This window comes from Simplicispira psychrophila DSM 11588, from assembly GCF_000688255.1.
GTDB lineage: Bacteria > Pseudomonadota > Gammaproteobacteria > Burkholderiales > Burkholderiaceae_C > Simplicispira > Simplicispira psychrophila.
The window spans coordinates 175,899-195,707 of record NZ_JHYS01000002.1 but is presented as its reverse complement, the minus strand read 5'-3'; the positions used below and the strand labels follow the sequence as shown (position 1 = coordinate 195,707).

Below are 19,809 nucleotides of genomic sequence, written 5' to 3'. Positions count from 1 at the left end.
ACCTCCTTACGAGCGCAGTGGCGCACTAGGCCATGCAGCCCCTGTCCACAGCCTGCGCCGCCGCCGTGTCTGATCTTTCTCAGCAGGACGCCCAGCGAGAGCTTGAACGACTCGCCCAGCTGTCGCAGCACTTGGGCGCCACACCCATGGCGCTGGTCAGCGTCTGGGGCCATGCGTCTGCACATTTAACGGCCAGCGTCGGCCTGGCGCCAGCGCAGATCGAGCCGGCCCTGGCCTGGTGCGACGAGGGACAACACCAGGGCCGTGAAGCCTGGATCGTGGCCGACACGCTGCAAGCGCCGCAGTGGAGCCAACACCCCCTGGTGCTGGGCGAGCCCCACGTTCGCTTTCTGGCCTGCTTTCCACTGGTACACCCGGAAGAGGGGGTGTTGGGCACGCTGGTGATCCTGGACACCCAGGCGCGCACCCTGCTGCCCGAAACGCTCGATGCCTTGCACCTCCTGGCCCTGCATGCGGCGCTGCAACTGCAATGGCGCCGTATGCAGCAGCGCTTGGCGCAGCAATATGCCGCTCTGCAGGCAGCACTGCAGACGGCACTGCCGGCAGCCACTGAGGACGAGGGCGCAGGCAAGGCATTACACAAAAAGGGGGAAATCATCGACATCAACACCCACAAAAAGACCCCATTGGCCGCTCAAAAGGACACCATCACCCATACCGATTTGGTGCAGGTGCAGCAACAAATATCCTCCATGGAGCTGAGCCTGCACGAGGTGCTGGAGCTGGTAGCCACGGCCGCCTTGCGCGCCAGCGGCGCCCGCGGTGCCATGGTGGAACTGCACGAAGGCGATCACTTGGTGATGCATGCCTGCGCCGGACCGCTGGGTGCCATGCTGCCGCTGCAAAACCACACCGCTTGGGCACAATTGAAAGAAGGCCGCACGGTGCTGTGCAACAACACCCAGGCCGAAGGCTGGAACCAGGCTTGGGCCGATAACGCTCAGACCATCCGCTCGGTGCTGGCAGTGCCTTTGCGAGCCAACCAGACGGTGCTCGGAGCACTCAACGCGGTGTCTGACGAAACCGATGCATTTGACCAAGGCGACGTGGAACATCTGCAGGTGCTGATGGAGTCACTGGTGCAACTGCGCCGCATGTCAGCGCAATTGCAAACCTCCGAACAGCAATACCGGCGGCTGTTCCAAGCCCATCCACAGCCAATGTGGGTGTACGCACACGACGACGGCTTGCCCCTGCTGGCGGTGAACGATGCGATGGTGGCCACCTATGGCTACAGCGAAGCTGAACTGCTGGGCATGGCGGTGACTGATTTGTGGCCGCTCCAGACCCCGGCCTACACCGTGGTGCCAGGGCAATGCCTGAAGCACCTGCCGACACGCCACCGGCGCAAGGATGGCAGTGTGCTCGAGATCGAGGCGTCGGCACGCTGCATTGACTTCAACGGCCACAAAGGGTGCCAGGTCATGGTCAGTGACGTGACCGAACGCCGGCGCATCGAACACGACCTCGAGCGCGTCGGGCGCGCCCGGCATTTGCTCAGCGCCTGCAACGAGATGCTGATGCGCGCCATCTCCGAGAGCGCATTGCTACACGCCATCTGCCGCATCATGGTCGAGGTTGGCGGCTACCGCATGGCCTGGGTCGGTCTGGCCCACGACGATGCGTACAAAACCATCGAACCGGTGGCCCATGCCGGGCCTGACGACCATTTCCTCGACACGCTGCAGCTGTCGTGGTCTGACAACGTGCCACAGGGCCTCGGTATGGGAGGCGCCACAGTGCGCACCGGCGAGCTCACTCTGGTGCCCGATCTGCTGACCGACCCAACCTACGAAAATTATGCCGAGCGCCTCCGCGCACACGGTTTTCAGGGCGGCATCTGTCTGCCGCTGCGCCACGGCGACCATACCTTTGGCGTGCTCTGCCTGTATGTCTCCAAGGTGCTACAGCCGGGCACCGAAGAAACCTATCTGCTGCAGGAGCTGGCCAACGACCTGGCGTTTGGCGTGATGAACCTGCGCACGCGCCAGGAGCAGCAACGCCTGCAGACCGTGGTGATCAAGGTCGCAGCGGCCGTTTCCGCCACCACCGGCACCGAATTTTTTGTTCAACTGGCAAGCAACATGGCTGACGCCATGGGCGCCCAGGTCGCCTGCGTGGCGCGTCTGATGCCCGCATCCGAAGGCCAGGCCGACGGGCCCCCCCCGCGCATGACCTCACTGGCGCTGGTCATCAATGGCCAACTGCAGGCCAACGCTGAATACTCGCTGGAACACCTGCCCTGCCTGTCCCTGCTGACGAAGCACCAGCACGTGGTCGCGGACCGGCTCTACCAGCAGTACCCACAGGTGGAGGCAATGTACCCCCTGGGGGCACAAAGCTATGCCGGACAACAGCTGTACGACAGCCAGAAAAAGCCTTTGGGCATGATTTTCGTCTTGTTCCATCAGCCCCTGAAGAACATTCAATTCGTCACGTCAACGCTGCAGATTTTTGCGGCGCGCGCTGCCGCCGAAATAGAGCGGCAGGTAGCCGACGCACGCATTCGCCGCCAGGCCACGCTGCTAGACAAGGCCCAGGACGCCATCGTCGCCTACGACCTGCAATACCGCATCCTGTTCTGGAACCAGGGTGCCGAGCGCATGTATGGCTGGCCCCAGGCACAGGCGCAGCAGCAATCGGTGGTGGAGCTGCTTTATGAAGATCCGATCCCCTTTCATCAAGCCATCGAGATGGTGCTGGCGCACGGCGAATGGGTTGGTGAACGGACGCAAAAACACCGCAGTGGCGAACTGATGGAAACGGAAGTGCGCTTGACCCTGGTATGCAGCGAAGACGGCAAACCCGAATCCATCCTGTCCATCAACACCGACATCAGCCAGCGCAAGGCCACTGAGCGCCAGATCCAGCACCTGGCGTTCTACGACGCCCTGACCGGCCTGCCCAATCGCATGTTGCTGACCGAACGGATGCACCACGCCCTGGCCGCATCGCAACGCAACCAGCAAGGCGGGGCACTGCTGTTTATCGACATGGACAACTTCAAGACCCTGAACGACACCCTGGGCCACGACATGGGCGACCTGCTGCTGAAACAGGTGGCCCAGCGCCTGAACGGCTGCGTGCGCAGCGTTGACACGGTGGCGCGCCTGGGTGGCGACGAATTTGTGGTGGTACTGGAAGCGCTTAGCGCCGACCTCGATGAACTGACACTGGCCGCCAAGGACATCGGTGAAAAAATTCTGGCTTCACTGGCCGTGCCCTACAAACTGGCCCACTACCAGTACCGCAGCACCCCCAGCATTGGTATCGCGCCCTTTCTGGGCGATCAGCACAGCGTGGGCGACCTGCTGCGCCACGCCGATCTGGCCATGTACCAGTCCAAGGCCGCCGGGCGCAATACCCTGCACTTTTTTGATCCGCAGATGCAGGCCGTGGTGCTGGCCCGTGCCGAGCTGGAAGCGGCCCTGCGCACCGCGCTGGCAGAAAGCCAGTTTCTGCTGCACTACCAGCCGCAAGTCAACCACCAGGACCAATTCATCGGCGTCGAAGCCTTGGTGCGCTGGCAACACCCCGAGCGCGGCCTGGTGCTGCCAGCCGACTTCATTGCGCTGGCCGAAGAAACCGGCCTGATCCTGCCACTGGGCCGTTGGGTGTTGCACGTGGCCTGCAGCCGGCTGGCACGCTGGCGCAGCAGTCCCCAGTTGCGCCACCTGACGATGTCGGTCAACGTCAGCCCACGACAGTTTCGCCACGCCAGTTTTGTCACCGACGTGGCGCGCATTCTGGCCATCACCGGGGCGCCGGCACATTTGCTCAAACTGGAGCTGACCGAAAGCCTGCTGGTCGAGAACATGGAAACCACCATTGCCACCATGACCACGCTGAGCGAATACCACGTCGGCTTTTCACTGGACGACTTTGGCACGGGGTATTCCAGTCTGAGCTACCTCAAGCGGATGCCGCTGGAACAAATCAAGATCGATCAAAGCTTTGTGCGCGATTTGCTCACCGATATCAACGACTCCGCCATCGTCAACACCATCATTGGCCTGGGTAAAGGTCTGGATTTGGCTGTGATCGCCGAAGGAGTAGAGACGCTAGCGCAACGCGATGCCCTGCTGCAGGCCGGTTGCCGTCTATTTCAAGGCAACCTTTTCAGTGAACCCGTGCCACACGAACAACTGGAATGGCTGCTGCGCAACCCCCTGAACCTCGTCCCGCCACGGCCCTGAAACGGCGCAGCTCCTGCTGCCTGGCCGCCTAGCCGGGATAGCCCCTTTCCGCTAAAAACGGCCTTGGACCCTGCCAAGGCAGCCTCCACCCCCTCCCCAAGCCCCCTGATGCCCCGCCAAGAGCCGTTCTTGTAGCGGGGCAGGGGTGGGGACACAGCACAGGCATGGAGCGCCCCATCGACGCTCACAGAGCCTTGCGAAGGGCATGGCTGCGATCTTCTCTTTTGAAACTGTATGCATAAACAGTCCCTGTATCTGCAGGAGACTGATTTTTGGCACTGTTTTCAGGAGTTATCTTTTATAGATTCTATGAATACATAGTAGTCATAGTAGGGTTTGCCATTTTTTGTGGATAACCTATTTTTTTCTTTTTGATTCAAGCACTTACCATCGCAGCAAGTGTGTGCGCCAGTCCCTGCCGCCGGTGTCGCGCAAGCGGGGATAACCTGTCGCCGGGTCTTTTTTCTGTGGATAACTAGACGTTTATGCCAGAACTGTCCACAGCTTTGTTCAGGCTGTCAGGCGGAGCTATTTTTTTAGATGAAAACAGCCTCTGACGCCCCTATCCAAAGCGCTACAAGCTATTAAAAAGATAGTAATTAAGACGGGCCGCCTCGATGGCAGCGCTGGCGCTGCGCCGATCCGAACGGCTTCAAGCCGCCGGTGGGCCCGTTGTTTTTGCGCACCAGGCCATTGCCCGCCTCTTTTCGCCGATTGGACAAACACACCGTCGCGGAATTTCCCCTCCCCATCTGTGGACGTTGATCCAGCCTGGTGGTGCGCGTTTGGTTGTTCTACTAAGACTTCTATCTTTAAATAGTAGTAGTAATAGGGTTTGCCCTGTTCTGTGGATAAGTTGATTTATTCGTGTCAGGACAATAGCTTGCCAACTTTGCAAGTATGTGGGTGGCTACTCTGTATGGTGGCAGCGCAATGCGAACAACTTTGGCCGGGTTGATTTTTCTGTGGATAAGTCGGTAGTTGTGCGGATTTTGCCCCCATGGTTATACACAGGTGAATTTGCTTATTTTGTAGGCACTCAAGATAAACAGGGCGAAAAAAAACCCCGGTGCAGAACACACCGAGGCTGGTCAGAAAAAAGTACCGCCCGATGGGACGGCACTGGACGGGTAGGAATTACTGGGGCGTGGTGGGCGCCTGGTTCTGTGGGCGCTGATCCCAACGGTGCTCGCCGTAGTTTTTACCCATGCCGCGTTCGCCATAATTTTTACCCATGCCACGTTCGCCGCGCATTTGGTTGTTGCCGCCCAGGTGGTGCTGATAGCGCGCGGTTTGTGCATCAAAGGTTTTTTGCTGTGCCGGGTTCAGTTCGGCATAAAAAGCCAGAACGGCATCGGTTCGTTTGTCTGCCTCCGCCTGGCGCTGGTTGCGCTGTGCGCGCATCCGCTCAATGCGCTCGGGGGTGGTGAGCTTTTGCATTTCTTCGCGGCTCAAGTGGCCCAGACGGGCCGAGCGCTCGCCGGCGGGATGCATGGTGGCGATGAAGGTGTTCCAGGCCGGCTCCTGGGCGGCGCTGAGTTCCAATTTTTGCTTTAGCTGCGCTTGGTGCTGCGCCATGCGTTCCTGCATTTTTGCCCGGTGGGGCATATGCCGCATCGAGCGTTCGCCGGACTTTGCCGCTGTGGCCGAGGGGGCCGAGGGGGCTGTCTGGGTCGCCGGGGTGGTGGCGGCCGCCGGCGCTGCCGTCTGGGCCAGCGCCGGCAAGGTCAAAGCGGCCAAAACAGCCGTGGCAACAAAGGTGCGAGAAAAGAAGGTCATGTGAAATCCTTTTGGTGAGTCGGTAGCAAGGGACCGCTGGTACGACCGTGTCAGCGGTTTGGAGGTAGTGTGCTCTGCCTGTGTGTCGCCGCCATGAGGACGACGTGAGGCTGTGTAAAGTTGTGTCGTACCTCGCTGCGCAGACAATGGCCACATGCCCCCGGGTGCGGCTTTGCGCTGGCCTGTGGTCCCCTCTGTAGAGATGAATAAGGGTTTTCCATGTTCAAAAACATGATCATTTACCGCATTGCGCCGCACTGGAAGATTGACCTGACTGAAGTTGAAGCCGCCTTGAGCCAACGGCCTTTCATGGAGTGCGGCGCCACGCAAGAGCGCTCCTGGGGCTGGGCACCGCCGCGCGGCCAGGAGCATGGCCTGATGGCCGAATCGGTCGGTGGACAATGGCTGTTGCGCTTCATGGTCGAGTCGAAAGTGCTGCCTGGTTCGGTGCTGGCGCGCCGCGTGCAAGACAAGGCCGCCCGCATCGAACAGGAAACCGGCCGCAAGCCTGGCAAGAAAGAAAGCAAGGAGCTGAAAGAAGAAGCCAAGCTGGACTTGCTGCCGATGGCGTTTACCAAACAAGGCGCCATGTGGGTGTGGATCGATACCGAAGCACGCTTTTTAGTGCTCGATACCAGCAGTCAGGGCCGTGCCGATGAAGTCGCCAGTGCGCTGACTGAAGCGCTGCCCGGCCTGTCGCTGGCGCTGCTGGACACCCAAACCAGCGCCCAAGCGGCGATGGCCCACTGGCTGAGCACGCAAGAGGCGCCACCTGGTTTCAGCATCGACCGCGAATGCGAACTCAAAAGCGCCGATGAAGAAAAAGCTGTGGTGCGTTACGCCCGCCACGCGCTGGACATCGAAGAAATCCAGGCGCACATTGCCGCCGGCAAACTGCCGACCAAACTGGCGCTGAGCTGGGACGATCGCCTCTCGTTTTTGCTGACCGAAGGCCTGCAGATCAAGAAACTGACCTTTCTGGAAGCGGCGACGGCGAGCCATGCCGGCGACGATGGGGGCTTTGATGCCGATGTGGCACTGGCCACCGGTGAATTGCGCCAATTCATCCCCGAGCTGATAGAAGCGCTGGGCGGCGAGAGCGAGCGCGGCATCGGTGCCGCCGCCGCAGCCCCAGTGTCCACGCCGGGCACCGTCACCGGCCCGGCCGCCGCGCCGCTCGATACCGATCCCGGCAGCGCGCCGTTCTGATCCATTTCCGCCGTGTTCTGGCGGCCCCTGCCCTGGCCTTTTCTTGCCCTGCCTCAAGCTTCCATGGCCTATGGGAAAGGGCCTGGGTGCTTTGCCGGACAATAAGCCCCATGACCTGCAGGGTGCGGGGTGTGTGCCGTTGGCCCTGGGGCGATGGATGGCCTGGCACCCTTGCCCGCGCCGACCCCTATTTTTTCACTCTCCCTGCCACCACACCATGAGCGCATTTCTTGAAGAACGCGTGCTGACGATCCACCACTGGACCGATCGGCTTTTCAGCTTCACCACTACCCGCGACCCGGCGCTGCGGTTCTCCAACGGCCACTTCACCATGATCGGCCTGCGCGTCGATGGCAAGCCGTTGCTGCGCGCTTACAGCATCGTCAGCGCCAACTATGAAGAGCACCTGGAGTTCTTGAGCATCAAGGTGCCCGACGGCCCACTGACTTCGCGCCTGCAGCACATCCAGGTGGGCGACAGCATCGTCGTCGGCAAAAAGCCCACCGGCACGCTGCTGATTGATTACCTCTTGCCCGCCAAGCGCCTGTACATGCTGTCCACCGGCACCGGTCTGGCACCGTTTCTGAGCGTCATCCGCGACCCGGAAACCTATGAGAAATTTGAAGAAGTGGTGCTGGTCCACGGCGTACGCGAAGTCAAGGAACTGGCATACCACGACTACTTGACGCAAGAATTGCCAAATCACGACATCCTGGGCGAAATGGTCAGTGCGCAGCTCAAGTACTACCCCACCGTGACGCGCGAGCCGTTCCGCAACCAGGGACGCATCACCGATCTGATCAAGAACGGCAAGCTGTTCACCGACCTGGGCCTGCCGGCGCTGAACCCGCTGGAAGACCGCGTCATGCTGTGCGGCAGCCCGGAAATGCTCACCGACCTGAAGCACCTGCTGGAGCAGACCGGCTTTGACGAGGGCAATACCACGCGCCCCGGTGACTTCGTGATTGAGCGCGCTTTCGTTGAGAAGTAAGCGTTAATAATCCCTGTCGGGTTACGCCCTGCGGGCTAACCCGACATTTCCGGCCTCTCCGCTACAACGCCTCAGCCCGCTCTTGCAGCGCTCGCGCGCAACCCGCCGACAGCAACAGCACGGCGCACGAGAAGTAAATCCACACCAGCAGCGCCACCAGCGAGCCGGCGGCGCCATAGGCCGATACCACGGCGGCGCCTGACAAATACGCCGCCAGACCATGGCGCCCGATGCTGAACAGCGCGGCGCCAATCAGTGCGCCCTGCGTCAGGTAGCGCAGGCGTGGTTTGGGATCGACACTGATGCGCATCAGGCCCAAAAAAAGCCCGGTGGCAAACAGAAACGACACCCCTTCGCTCATGGCCAGCAGCAACACGCGATACGGAAAATGCGTCCCCAGCCAGCTGGTGGCCACCGCCAGCGCGGCCGATATCAACAGCGACACCAGCAGCAAAAAAGCCAGCCCGGCCACATAGGCCAGCCCGCGCAGGCGCATCGTTGCCGTGGTCCGCCATGAGGAACGCGACGATACCTCGGGCTTTTCTTCCTGCCACAGGCGTGCCAGCGCCGCCTGCAGCTCAGCAAACACACCCGTTGCGCCCCACAGCAGCAACACCAGCGCAATCGCCGAGGCCACCAGACCCTGCGACGGCGCCTGGGCGCTGGCCAGCGCTTGCTCCACCACTTGCGCGATGCGTTCGCTGGTCAGGGCGCGGATCTGCGCCAGCAGGTTGTTTTCAATCAGCGCCCGGTCCACCCACCAGCCCAGGGCCGCCACCACCACCACCAGCAGCGGTGCCAGACTGAGCATGCCGTAAAACGACATGGCCGCGCTCATGCGCAACCCATCGGCGCCCAGCCACAGCTGCACCGCGCGCACAGGCCACCACGGGGGGGCTGGTGGCGTCAGGGGGGCCGGATTATCTGTGGGAGGGGGGGCAAGGGGCAAAGACATGCCAGAACTTTAACGCCGCGCTACAGCTATTAAAAAAGAAGCTATAAGCGCAGGTATCTAAAAGGTTTCAGACAGTAAACCATCTGCAATCCAACCCATACATGCGCTAGTAGCTATTATTTTTGATGGCTTATAAATTCGGCCCCAGCAAACGGCGCAGTTCCGCCTCGTCGAGGCCGCGCCGCTCAGCCATGTCGCGCACTTGGTCGTCGGCAATGCGGCCGACGCTGAAATACACGCTGTCCGGGTGGCCCATGTAAAAACCGCTGACGCTGGCCGCTGGCGACATGGCCAGACTCTCGGTCAGCGACATGCCCATCTCCTCGCAGCGCAGCAGCGCAAACAAGTCGCGTTTGGCGCTGTGGTCGGGGCAGGCCGGGTAGCCGGGCGCGGGGCGGATGCCGTGGTATTTCTCGGCGATCAGCGCGCTGCTGTCGAGTTGTTCGTCCGCTGCGTAGCCCCACAAATCGGTGCGCACGCGCTGGTGCAGGCATTCGGCAAAGGCCTCGGCCAGCCGGTCGGCCAGGCTCTTGAACAGGATGGCGGAGTAGTCGTCCAGCGCGTCGATAAACGCCTTTTCCTTCTTCTCGATGCCCAGTCCGGCGGTGACGGCGAACATCCCGGCGTAGTCGGCCACGCCGCTGTCCTTGGGTGCGACAAAGTCGGCCAGGCAGCGGCTGGGGCGCGTCACGCCGTCCACGGTGTGCTTTTCGGTCTGCTGGCGCAGGCCATACCAGGTCATGGCGACTGTGCTGCGCGTCTCATCGGTATAAAACTCGATGTCATCGCCGACGCTGTTGGCCGGGTACAGCCCCATCACGCCGCTGGCGCTGAGCCAGCGCCCGTCGATGATTTTCTTCAGCATGGCCTGGCCGTCGGCAAACACGCGTGTCGCCTCCACGCCGACGATTTCGTCGGTGAGGATGGCCGGGTACGGTCCGGCCAGATCCCAGGTCTGAAAGAACGGCCCCCAGTCCATGAAGGGCACCAGTTCGGCCAAGTCAAAATTCTTGAACACGCGCCGGCCCAGCGCGCGCGGCGTGTGGGGTTGGTAGGCGCTCCAGTCCAGCGGCGTCTTGTTGGCGCGGATTTTGGCCAGCGGCCACAGCGGGGTCTGCTTCTTGTTGGCGTGCTGGGTGCGCACCTTGTCGTAGTCGGCGTTGACCTCTTGCATGTAGGCCTCGACGTTGTCGCCCAGCAGGCTTTGCGCCACGCCGACGCTGCGCGAGGCATCAGGCACATACACCACTGGGCCGTCGTAATGCGGCGCAATTTTCACCGCGGTGTGCACGCGCGAGCAAGTCGCTCCGCCAATCAGCAGCGGGATTTTTTTCACGCGGAAATGGTCGTCCTTGTGCATCTCGGCAGCGACGTACTGCATCTCCTCCAGGCTCGGCGTGATCAGCCCCGACAGGCCGACGATGTCGGCGCCCTCGGCCTTGGCGCGTGCCAAAATTTCATGGCAGGGCACCATCACCCCCATATTGATGACTTCGAAGTTGTTGCACTGCAAGACTACGGTGACGATGTTTTTACCAATGTCGTGCACGTCGCCCTTGACGGTGGCAATGACGATCTTGCCTTTGGTGCGCACGTCGCGTCCGGCCAGCTCGTCCTGGCGCTTTTCTTCTTCGATGTACGGAATCAGATGCGCCACCGCCAGTTTCATCACGCGGGCGCTTTTCACCACCTGCGGCAAGAACATCTTGCCCTGGCCAAACAAGTCGCCGACCACGCTCATGCCGGCCATCAGCGGGCCTTCGATCACGTGCAGCGGGCGCCCGCCCTGGGCCAGAATTTGTTGGTACACCTCTTCAGTGTCTTGGCTGATGAAGTCGGTGAAGCCGTGCACCAGCGCGTGCGACAGGCGCTCTTCGACGGTTTTCGGCGCCTCGGGTGTGCCGCGCCATTCGAGTTTTTTGCTCTCGTCTTTGGCGCCGCTTTTGGCGGTCTCGGCCACCTCTAGCAGCCTTTCCGCCGCGTCCTCGCGGCGGTTCAAGATCACGTCCTCGACACGCTCGCGCAGGATCGGCTCCAAATCGTCATAGACGCCCACCATGCCGGCGTTGACGATGCCCATGTCCATACCGGCTTGGATGGCGTGGTACAGAAACACGGTGTGAATCGCTTCCCGCACCGGGTCGTTGCCGCGGAAAGAAAAGCTGACGTTGGACACGCCGCCGGAGACCTTGGCGCCGGGCAAATGGGCCTTGATCCAGCGCGTCGCCTCGATGAACTCAACGGCGTAGTTGGCGTGCTCTTCAATGCCGGTGGCGACGGCAAAAATGTTCGGGTCGAAGATGATGTCCTCGGGCGGAAAGCCGACCTCATCGACCAGGATGCGGTAGGCGCGCGCGCAGATATCGATCTTGCGCTGGTAGGTGTCGGCCTGGCCTTTTTCGTCAAACGCCATCACCACCGCAGCGGCGCCATAGCGGCGCACCAATTTGGCATGGTGCTTGAAGGCGTCCACACCCTCTTTCATCGAAATCGAATTGACGATCGGCTTGCCCTGAATACAGCGCAGGCCGGCCTCGATCACCTCCCACTTGGAGCTGTCCACCATGATCGGCAGGCGCGCAATGTCGGGCTCGGAGGCAATCAAATTCAAGAAACGCACCATGGCCGCCTTGCTGTCGAGCATGGCCTCGTCCATGTTGATGTCGATGATTTGCGCGCCGTTTTCGACCTGCTGGCGCGCCACGGCCAGCGCTTCTTCAAACTGGTCGTTCAAAATCATGCGCGCAAAGGCTTTGGAGCCAGTGACGTTGGTGCGCTCGCCCACGTTGACAAACAGCGTGCCGGGGCCAATGGTGACGGGCTCCAGGCCCGACAGTTTCAGGGGGGGTGGGAAAATTTCAGACATGGGGCTCACCTGGGCAAAAAACCGTGAACAGGTGAGCGTCGTTGCGGTTCAAGGCATATCACCCAAGCCTGACGGCGCCATGGTCGCTGTGTGCGCTTTGGCTGGCCGGTGCAACGCTCCTTGGGCAGGCAACGATTTTACGGGCGATTGGAGCGCGCTGCCAAAGCCCCCTGCTGCTCCTATGCACAAACCCATTCATCAGGGACAATGTATGGCTATTTGTAATTAAAGTTACCAAATGGGCTGCAATGATGGCCCACCTCAAGGTCCCGTTCATGGCGACTTTGCCAAGGCACTGGAGGCACCCACCCGTGTCCGGTTTTTTCTCCGTCCTACCGAGTTTTTGTCATGCCGCTTGACGATCGCAGCCCCGCCAGCACGCCCACCGACACCACGGCCCGCTCGGACAACTACCTGTGGCTGCGCCTGCGCCGTCTGCTCGGCTTGCTGACCTTTGTCGATCTGCCGATCAAGCAAAAATTCTTGCTGTTGACCGTGGGTACGCTGTTCTGGTTTGGCTCCATGGCGGTGGTCACCGTACTGGCCCTGACCGCCATCCAGTACAAATACCACCAAGTGTCCGAGCAGATCATGCCGCACCAGCAGGCGGCGCACGAAGTGCTGCGCCACCTGCAAAACATCGACCGCGACCTGCAGTTTCTGGGCCAGATCGACACCGGCCTGGACTTGCTGGCAGTGCAGTCGCTGCGCGAGCATGTCAAGGCGATTCGCGCCGTCAATGCCCGGCTGAGTCTGCACCAGAGCGTCCCCTCCGGCACTTTTATTGAAACCGTGGTGCGCTCCCTGGCCACACCACCGGCGGCCAACTTGCAATACCTGCAAAACATGGTCGTGCTGACCGACCGCCTGGACCAGTCGCTGGACACCTACATCACCACCAAGCGCAAAATGCCGCGTCCGGCCGATACCATCACTGTCGCCAGCAGCTTTGACGACACCCGCGCGCGGGTGGCCGAGGGCACGGCCCTGGTCAACCAGCACGCCAGCCGCATGGCCGGCGCCTACGGCCACATCAACACCGCCATCTATCAAATCATCGGTGACTCGGTCAATGCCATCCTGATCGTGCTGCTCATCGCTTCAACGCTGCTGATGTTTTTTGTGCGCTGGATCATCGTCGCTTTCCAGCGCCCCATTGCCACCATCATTCGGCAGATCGACTCGCTCAGCACGGGCGACATCACCCTGGCCAAGAAAGTCGCCGTCAAGTCGCAAGACGAAATCGGCACCCTGTCGAGCAAGTTCAACATCTTGATCGACAGCGTGTACGGCATGACCATCTACAAAAAAGTGATTGAAGAAGATGCCGATCTGGACGACGTCTACCACCGCTTGGGCGACGTGTTCCAGCACGAGCTGGGCATAGCGCACTACACCATCTATGACATCAACACGCAGAAAAATGAAATGCGGGTGGTGCACCCGGCGCTGATCGGCGATGTCCAGCTGCACTGCGACCCCGAGGTACTGAGCAACTGCCAGCAGTGCCGTGCCGTCAATACCGGGCACACCGTCTCCTCGTTTGAATTCCACGGCGTGTGTCGGCGCTTTGTTCCCCAGCCCGGTGTCGGACACATCTGTATTCCGCTGGTGGCCGGTGGTCACACCGGGGGGGTAGTGCAGCTGCGTTTTGCCACCGATAAGCGCCATGGGCTGCTCGACAGCAGCACGCCGCAAAAGATCTTTGAAGCCGAAACCTATATCAACCAATCGCTGTCCGTCATCGAAGCCAAGCGCCTGATGCAGACCCTGCGTGAGTCCGCCATGGTGGATCCACTCACCGGCCTGTACAACCGGCGTTTTCTGCAGGAACACACCGCACAAATCATCAGCGGCGTGCTGCGGCGCAAGACGCAAATTGGCTTACTGGTGTGCGATCTGGACTATTTCAAACAGGTCAACGATGCGCACGGCCACGACGCCGGCGACCAGGTGCTGCGCGAAACTTCCATCGTCATGAAAAAAACGGTGCGCGATTCGGACATCGTCATCCGTTTTGGCGGCGAAGAATTCCTCATCCTGCTGATGGACGTGCAACCGGGCGATGCACTGGTGGTAGCAGAAAAAATCCGCAAGTCCATCGAAGCCTTGAAGGTCAGCGTGGGCGACAAAATCCTGCAAAAGACCATCTCCATCGGCGTCGCCGAGTTCCCCGGGGACACCGACGGCTTCTGGCAAGCCATCAAATACGCCGACGTCGCCCTGTACCGTGCCAAAGACCTGGGCCGCAACCAATGTGTGCGCTTTGACAAAGAAATGTGGCAACACGGCGGCGATTTTTAACGTGCCCCTGGTAACGCGCGCCTGTCTTCAGGCCGGAGGCTGCAGACTTGCAAACGCTTCTTGAACCAGCCCATGCAGGACTGGCAGATCGCCTTGAATAGTTCGCCAGACGATCTCGAGATCAATTTCTTCGTAGCCGTGCGAAACCCGATTTCGCATCGTGTACATGATTTTCCAAGGAATATCAGCGTGCGCGGCAGCAAAATCGGCAGCCACGCGCAGAATATTGTTGGCTGCTTCACCGATGATTTTGATGTTGCGAATGACCGCGTCCTGCACCAGTTCACTGTTTAAAAAACCGACTTCATCCATCTTTGCGGTATAGCGACCAATGCGTTCGATGGCTTGCTAGATGTGGCCCAGGTAGTCAGCCACACGCAGAGCCTTGCTCATATCGGCCTCGCCTCGGCAAGGACGATGTGGCGGAATTTCTCGGGTAAAGCCTTGGGGGTCAGTACATCGACAGACACGCCCAACCGCTGCTCCAGTTCGACCTGTATCGCCGCGACCTCCATCAAGGTAGTTTTGGGTGTCGGATCAATGAGGATGTCCAAGTCGCTCTGCTCGGTGTCGCGTCCCTGCAGAACAGAGCCGAACACCCGTGCATGGCAAGCACGATGTGCCTCTACCACGCTGCGAATGGCCGCACTGTGTGACCGAAGGGCGTCAGATGGTTTCATGGTCTCGCCAGCATTTGAGTCCAGTTTCATTGTATGTAGCGAGGCTTTGGCCCAAAACTGACCATTTTTAACCTGCCCTTGGGGGCGTGACCCTGTTTTCAGACCGGAACTTGCGCCGACGCCGGCAGGCCAAAAATGCGGTCAAACACCCAGTTGAAAACGAAGGTGTAGCAAAGAAAAAACACGATCAGGCCGAAGTCCATCACCAGCGCCTGCCACAGCGTGATGTGAAACCACCAGGCCATCAATGGCACCAGCGCCAGCACCAGTCCCCCTTCAAACCCCACCGCGTGCGCCAAACGCCGCGCTAAGGTGCGCCCGCGCACTAGCTGGCGCGACTCCCAGCGCTCGAACAGGGCGTTGAACACCACATTCCAGGCGACTGCAATTGCCGACGCCGCTACCGCCACCGCGCCCGAATGCGCCACGCCCTGGCCCGACAGCGCCGCCAATCCCGCCGTCGCCGCCCCGATGGCGATCAGTTCGTACAGCGCCACATACAACAGCCGCCGTCTGGGACCTTGCAGGCCGGTAGCAGGAGGGGGCGGGGCAAAGGGCGCAGAGGAAGAAGAAGTCTCAGTCATAGGCGCATGAATGTAGGGGCAAACCTGCACCAGCACCAAGCACCGTCCTGATTCAGTCGAAATACTGCACCAGTTCGTCCAGCTCGCGGGCAGTTTGCTGCAGTTGCTGGGAGGCGGCCCAGGCCCCTTGGACGTCTTCGCTGTTTTGCACAATCAGCCGGGCCACTTGCTGGAGTTGGCCAGACATTTCTTTTATCCCCAGGGCTTGGCTGCGTGCGGCGTTGGCAGTGGTTTGCAATTGTTGCCGCAGCGCGGTGGGTGCGGGCTGGGATGCGAACGCTGTTGTGGTGAAAGCTTCAGGCAGCGCGGCGGCCGCGGGGGATGGGGGCTGGGATAGGCTATCGCCAAACACCGCCAACAATTCAGCCGGCATCAGTTCAAACGTCGGTGCGAACGCTGGGGACGCCTGACTCTGTAGCGCCGGGGGAGGCACCGGCGCCAGCGCGTCATCGTCGTCGGCGTGAACGGTGTCCAGCAGAGCGTCCATGTGGCTGCTGATAGTGGCCATGGCGGCGCGCGAGGCGTTGACGGCATCGACGGTCTGGTGGATGCGGTCTTGCTGCTCGTCCGAGTGTTCGGCCAAGTTCATCATCACCTGGTTGAGGTTGTGGCACTGCTGATGGATGGAGTCTGACGATTGCCGGATTTCGTGCAGCATCACTTTGAGGTGCATCTGCGTGACCATGACCGCGTTCATGACGCGCCCTGGCTCGCCATAGCCTGAAGGCTCGATGTGGTCGGACAAGTTGCCCTCGGCAATGTCTTCCAGCGCCAGCACGGCTTTTTCGAGGGGGCGGGCGGTGATGCGAAAGAAAAAGAAGCCTGCTACGACCAGCACCAGGCAACTGAGGCTGATTCCGGCCACTGCCAAGCGGAAAATCAGATCACCTCGGGCCGTGGTGTCCACCAGCTTGGCGTTGCCACGCTCAAACAGGTAGTTCAGCAAAGTGGAGGCGCGGGTATTGGCGGTGTCGTACAGGGGATTGAGACGGGTGAAAAACACCCGCTGGGCTTGCAGGTAATCTTCGGCCTCAATCGCCTCGCTGGCGGGTAGTAGCCCTTCGTTGACATAACGCATCCGGGCCTCGATGTAGTTGTCGGCGAGTTGCTTTTCTTTCGGGTCTTTGACTTTGCCAATGTAATTGGCCCAGATCTGGTTCAGTTCGTTCTTGTTCTGGGCAATGTGCTGAACGTAATTGTTGCTGGAGGCGTCGCTCAGCACCGCATCCGAGTGGATGCCAAATTTGAAATTCAGCGCCAGCGCCACCTGTGCACGGTTGTCGGCCATCAGAAAATTCATGCGCTGAATAGCTTGTACCGGCACCATCTCCTCGTGGTACATCGCCTGGATATCTGCTTTGGACATATTCAGGCCGGTAATACCCAGAATGCCACCGCCAATCATCAGCAGGGTGACAAATAAAATCCACAGTGGAATACCGTTTTTAATCGAAAGGTGCTTTTTCCAGTTTGCATCAATTTTTTCCTTGATGATTTCTGGGCGGGCCAGCGCGCTTTTGTACGTCGCTTCTGCGGCGGCCACATCCTCGCGCGCAGGGCATGAGCGCACCGACATATAGCCGGTAATTTCACCATTTTTCTTGATCGGCACAATGCGGGCATCGACCCAATAGTGGTCACCATTTTTACAACGGTTTTTAACGATGCCGTGCCATGGAAAACCGCGCTTCAAGGTTTTCCACATGATTTCAAAAGCAATCGGCGGCATGTCTGGATGCCGAATCAGATTATGATTTTTTCCGATCAGTTCTTCTTCCGCGAAGCCACTGATCTCAACAAAATCTTTATTGGCAAAAGTAATGATGCCCTTGGTATTGGTCTTGGTGACCATGTTCTTTTCGGCAGGAAAGCGTTGTTCCTGCCCGGTCACCGGGAGATTAATTTTCATGGCAATGCACTTGGCTTCAATAGCTGAAATGTTGGCTGGCCCATGCTTTTTGGCTGGGGCGATGGGGTTGTTTTATTCAGCCCAGACCTGTCGAATGGACACGGCGGCATTCTGGTAATGAGATAAAGGCGCAAGGCCCACGATTTCATTTCCCGGTTGCGAGGTGTCGCGGCGGGTAGGCGGAGACAAAATCATGCCGGCTTTGCCGTAGATGCTGTACACAATGGCAGCGTCCGATTTCACGGTGGGGCTTCTAACCACGGCAACCTCTCCCGACTTGAGTTTGACCACTGTGCCTGGCGATAGCAGTCCCACCTTGGAGATCAGAATGCGCGCAATTTCTTCATCAATTTCCGTGTCCTTTTTGAGGTAAATCTCTTTCAGCGCATTTTGTGGAAAGTAAGCTTCAGCGCGATAAGGCCGAATTTTGATCATCGCGCTGTAGCGGTCAGATATGCACAGAATTTTGGCGCCCAAGGGAATTTCATCGCCTTTGAGTCTTTCCGGATAGCCCGTTCCGTCCAGGTATTCGTGGTGGTTGCGCACGGCGCTCAGCCAGAGTGGGTCGGTGACACCGGCTTTTTCAAGCAGCTCGACGCTGTGCTGCGGGTGCTGGCGCATCTGCGCGAGCAGGTCATGGGGCAGGTAGCCCGGATGTTTGTCCAGTTCGGGCTGCAGCTTTATTTGCCCCAAATCGCGGGTCAAGGCCGCACACATCAGTGACAGCCGTTGCCCGGCATCCAGCCCCTTGCCCTGCCCAATCAGCTCGGTCAAGACGGCGCCCATCATCTGATGCACCACGATGTATGAGATTTGGGTCTCTACCGAAGGGGCCGCCAGCGCGCAGTCAACACTCTTATGGCAGACTTTTTGCACCGACTCTGCAATTTTTTTGATGCGAGCGGTGACGTCTATTTGCTCAGGGCTTTTGAGTGTGGTAGCCAGTACGTGCTTGAGGTTGAGTAGCAATCCTCCCATATGCTCAAACGGCGGTGGATCTTCTAGAACCGGCGGCGGACGGGGATTGCTGGTGGTGTAAACGGTGGGGTCGGTTTCAATTTCGTCGTATTGGGCGCCACGTATCAGCAAGCGCGACACCTGGTCCGGCATGTGGATGACCGAACCACGGCGAAAAAGTAAGGAACCATCTTCGTTGTAGATGGAGAACTCAATAGGTTTGCCAAGAACAATATCGCTATGCACTAACTTCTTCACCGCTGCGCCTTTTCTTGCTCGCTGAATTCAGCCTTACTGTGGCAAAAATCGCCGGCGCTAGTGCGGCGGCGATTAACAAGTTACAGGATGCATCAAAAAGTTACTGATAGATTTTTACTTTGATCTATTTTTGATGTCTGTCAATATTTTGACCATTTTTCATTTATGGGTTTGAGCGGCTAAGGCTAGATTAATCAAAAATCATAGCTAAAAACCAACATGTCTAAAGCCCTACAAGGCTTTTTGATTAAAAATTGGAGTCTGACCCTCATGGCACAGTCACGCACAGATTTTTGCGGCACCACGACTGGTGCGAGCCTTTTTGTCGCTGCATTTCAAAGCCGTTGGCCTTGAGAATTTCAATGACGCGGCTGTAAAAGCCGTTCATGCGTAGCGCAGATCTCCACTCCAGGCGGCTAGGGGCTTGTGCTTGAGCGGCTGGTGGAGTTGATCTTCCAGCAACAGATCGACGCAATCGTAGACCGCACCGATCAGTTCATCCTTGGTCTTGGCTTCGGCTACTAGGCCACGCAGATCGGGGCTGGTGGCGACATAGACGCCTGCTTCTTGGTCAAAGAGTACATCCACGCGCACGATCAGCGGCATACCGAGCTTGGCCAAAAAGCGCCAAAACGGACTACCTACTCTGTACATGCTTCACTCCTTTGTGTGCTAGCTGTGCCCAATGCCGGGATGGCACCTTCTTCAGATTGCTGTTTTTAGCGCTCAATACATCTACCAGCGTATTTGACCATCATCCATCAGCTTGCCAATCGCCCCGGCGCACGGCTTCGAGCAGCACTTGGTTGACGCGGGTTTGCCAGCCGGAGCCGCTGGCTTTGATGGCTGCGAGCACGTCGGCATCCACACGCATGGTGACGGGCACTTTAGGCTGGGCTGACGGTGGCCGCCCCAAACGGCGCAGTGGCTTTAGGTGGGCCATGTCTGCTTCGGTCAGTTCTCGCGTGTCGGGGTCAGCGGCAATGGCGGCGTTGATGCGGGCATCTTCCTCGGGCGTAGGTGCGATAAGTGCCATGTTATGGGCGTGTTTTTTCATAAATTTTCACCTCGCGCGCATTGGCTTTGCGCAGGCTGATGAT

The 19,809-nt window shown here is 59.4% G+C and carries 15 protein-coding genes and 1 riboswitch; of the genes, 4 read left to right on the top strand and 11 right to left on the bottom strand.

Features of this window, described 5'->3' with window-relative positions:
• Positions 1-65: 65 nt before the first annotated feature.
• Positions 66-4,217, top strand: coding sequence for an EAL domain-containing protein (locus Q390_RS0102930; protein ID WP_245606849.1), 4,152 nt, complete (start codon positions 66-68; stop codon positions 4,215-4,217).
• 1,137 nt (positions 4,218-5,354) lie between these two features.
• Here Q390_RS0102930 and Q390_RS17330 read toward each other — a convergent pair.
• Positions 5,355-5,996 carry a Spy/CpxP family protein refolding chaperone gene (locus Q390_RS17330; RefSeq protein ID WP_084153744.1) on the bottom strand — a complete coding sequence of 214 codons (642 nt, stop codon included), beginning with the start codon at positions 5,994-5,996 and terminating at the stop codon, positions 5,355-5,357.
• Between the two features lie 219 nt (positions 5,997-6,215).
• Between Q390_RS17330 and Q390_RS0102920 the strand changes: the two genes are divergently transcribed.
• Both Q390_RS0102920 and Q390_RS0102915 read left to right on the top strand, forming a co-directional pair.
• A complete protein-coding gene (locus tag Q390_RS0102920; RefSeq protein WP_027994732.1) occupies positions 6,216-7,205 on the top strand; it encodes a recombination-associated protein RdgC in 990 nt (329 codons plus the stop codon).
• Between the two features lie 217 nt (positions 7,206-7,422).
• Positions 7,423-8,196 carry a ferredoxin--NADP reductase gene (locus Q390_RS0102915; protein ID WP_027994731.1) on the top strand — a complete coding sequence of 258 codons (774 nt, stop codon included), beginning with the start codon at positions 7,423-7,425 and terminating at the stop codon, positions 8,194-8,196.
• A 61-nt stretch (positions 8,197-8,257) separates the two neighbouring features.
• On the opposite strand, the gene Q390_RS0102910 is transcribed toward Q390_RS0102915, so the two are convergent.
• Entirely contained in the window at positions 8,258-9,151 is an 894-nt protein-coding gene (locus Q390_RS0102910) for a YihY/virulence factor BrkB family protein (protein WP_051603003.1), read from the bottom strand.
• A gap of 130 nt (positions 9,152-9,281) precedes the next feature.
• Entirely contained in the window at positions 9,282-12,017 is a 2,736-nt protein-coding gene (gene metH, locus Q390_RS17325) for a methionine synthase (protein ID WP_084153743.1), read from the bottom strand.
• A 26-nt stretch (positions 12,018-12,043) separates the two neighbouring features.
• Positions 12,044-12,145, bottom strand: a riboswitch (S-adenosyl-L-homocysteine riboswitch).
• 220 nt (positions 12,146-12,365) lie between these two features.
• On the opposite strand from metH, the gene Q390_RS18975 reads away from it, so the two are divergent.
• A complete protein-coding gene (locus Q390_RS18975) occupies positions 12,366-14,321 on the top strand; it encodes a GGDEF domain-containing protein (protein WP_051603002.1) in 1,956 nt (651 codons plus the stop codon).
• 27 nt (positions 14,322-14,348) lie between these two features.
• Here the strand turns inward: Q390_RS18975 and Q390_RS17315 are convergent, their stop codons facing one another.
• The 8 genes from Q390_RS17315 to Q390_RS0102860 all read right to left on the bottom strand — a co-directional run bounded on the left by Q390_RS17315 (position 14,349) and on the right by Q390_RS0102860 (position 19,766).
• Complete coding sequence (locus Q390_RS17315) at positions 14,349-14,663, bottom strand: HepT-like ribonuclease domain-containing protein (protein ID WP_342666077.1); 315 nt, start codon at positions 14,661-14,663, stop codon at positions 14,349-14,351.
• A gap of 47 nt (positions 14,664-14,710) precedes the next feature.
• A complete protein-coding gene (locus Q390_RS0102890; protein ID WP_027994729.1) occupies positions 14,711-15,001 on the bottom strand; it encodes a nucleotidyltransferase family protein in 291 nt (96 codons plus the stop codon).
• Between the two features lie 98 nt (positions 15,002-15,099).
• Positions 15,100-15,585 (bottom strand): PACE efflux transporter, encoded by a 486-nt coding sequence (locus Q390_RS0102885; protein ID WP_169737258.1) that lies wholly within the window; start codon positions 15,583-15,585, stop codon positions 15,100-15,102.
• Between the two features lie 52 nt (positions 15,586-15,637).
• A complete protein-coding gene (locus Q390_RS0102880; protein WP_027994727.1) occupies positions 15,638-17,494 on the bottom strand; it encodes a methyl-accepting chemotaxis protein in 1,857 nt (618 codons plus the stop codon).
• Between the two features lie 72 nt (positions 17,495-17,566).
• Positions 17,567-18,709: an HD-GYP domain-containing protein gene (locus Q390_RS0102875; RefSeq protein WP_156949809.1), complete on the bottom strand. Its 1,143-nt coding sequence runs from the start codon at positions 18,707-18,709 to the stop codon at positions 17,567-17,569.
• A gap of 268 nt (positions 18,710-18,977) precedes the next feature.
• Entirely contained in the window at positions 18,978-19,097 is a 120-nt protein-coding gene (locus tag Q390_RS19825; protein ID WP_156949808.1) for a type II toxin-antitoxin system HicA family toxin, read from the bottom strand.
• On the bottom strand, positions 19,094-19,363 hold the full coding sequence (locus tag Q390_RS0102865; protein ID WP_027994725.1) for a DUF1902 domain-containing protein: 270 nt from the start codon (positions 19,361-19,363) through the stop codon (positions 19,094-19,096). Before Q390_RS0102865 ends, Q390_RS19825 begins: the two co-directional genes overlap by 4 nt.
• A 100-nt stretch (positions 19,364-19,463) precedes the next feature.
• Entirely contained in the window at positions 19,464-19,766 is a 303-nt protein-coding gene (locus tag Q390_RS0102860) for a BrnA antitoxin family protein (protein WP_084153742.1), read from the bottom strand.
• Positions 19,767-19,809 lie beyond the last annotated feature (43 nt).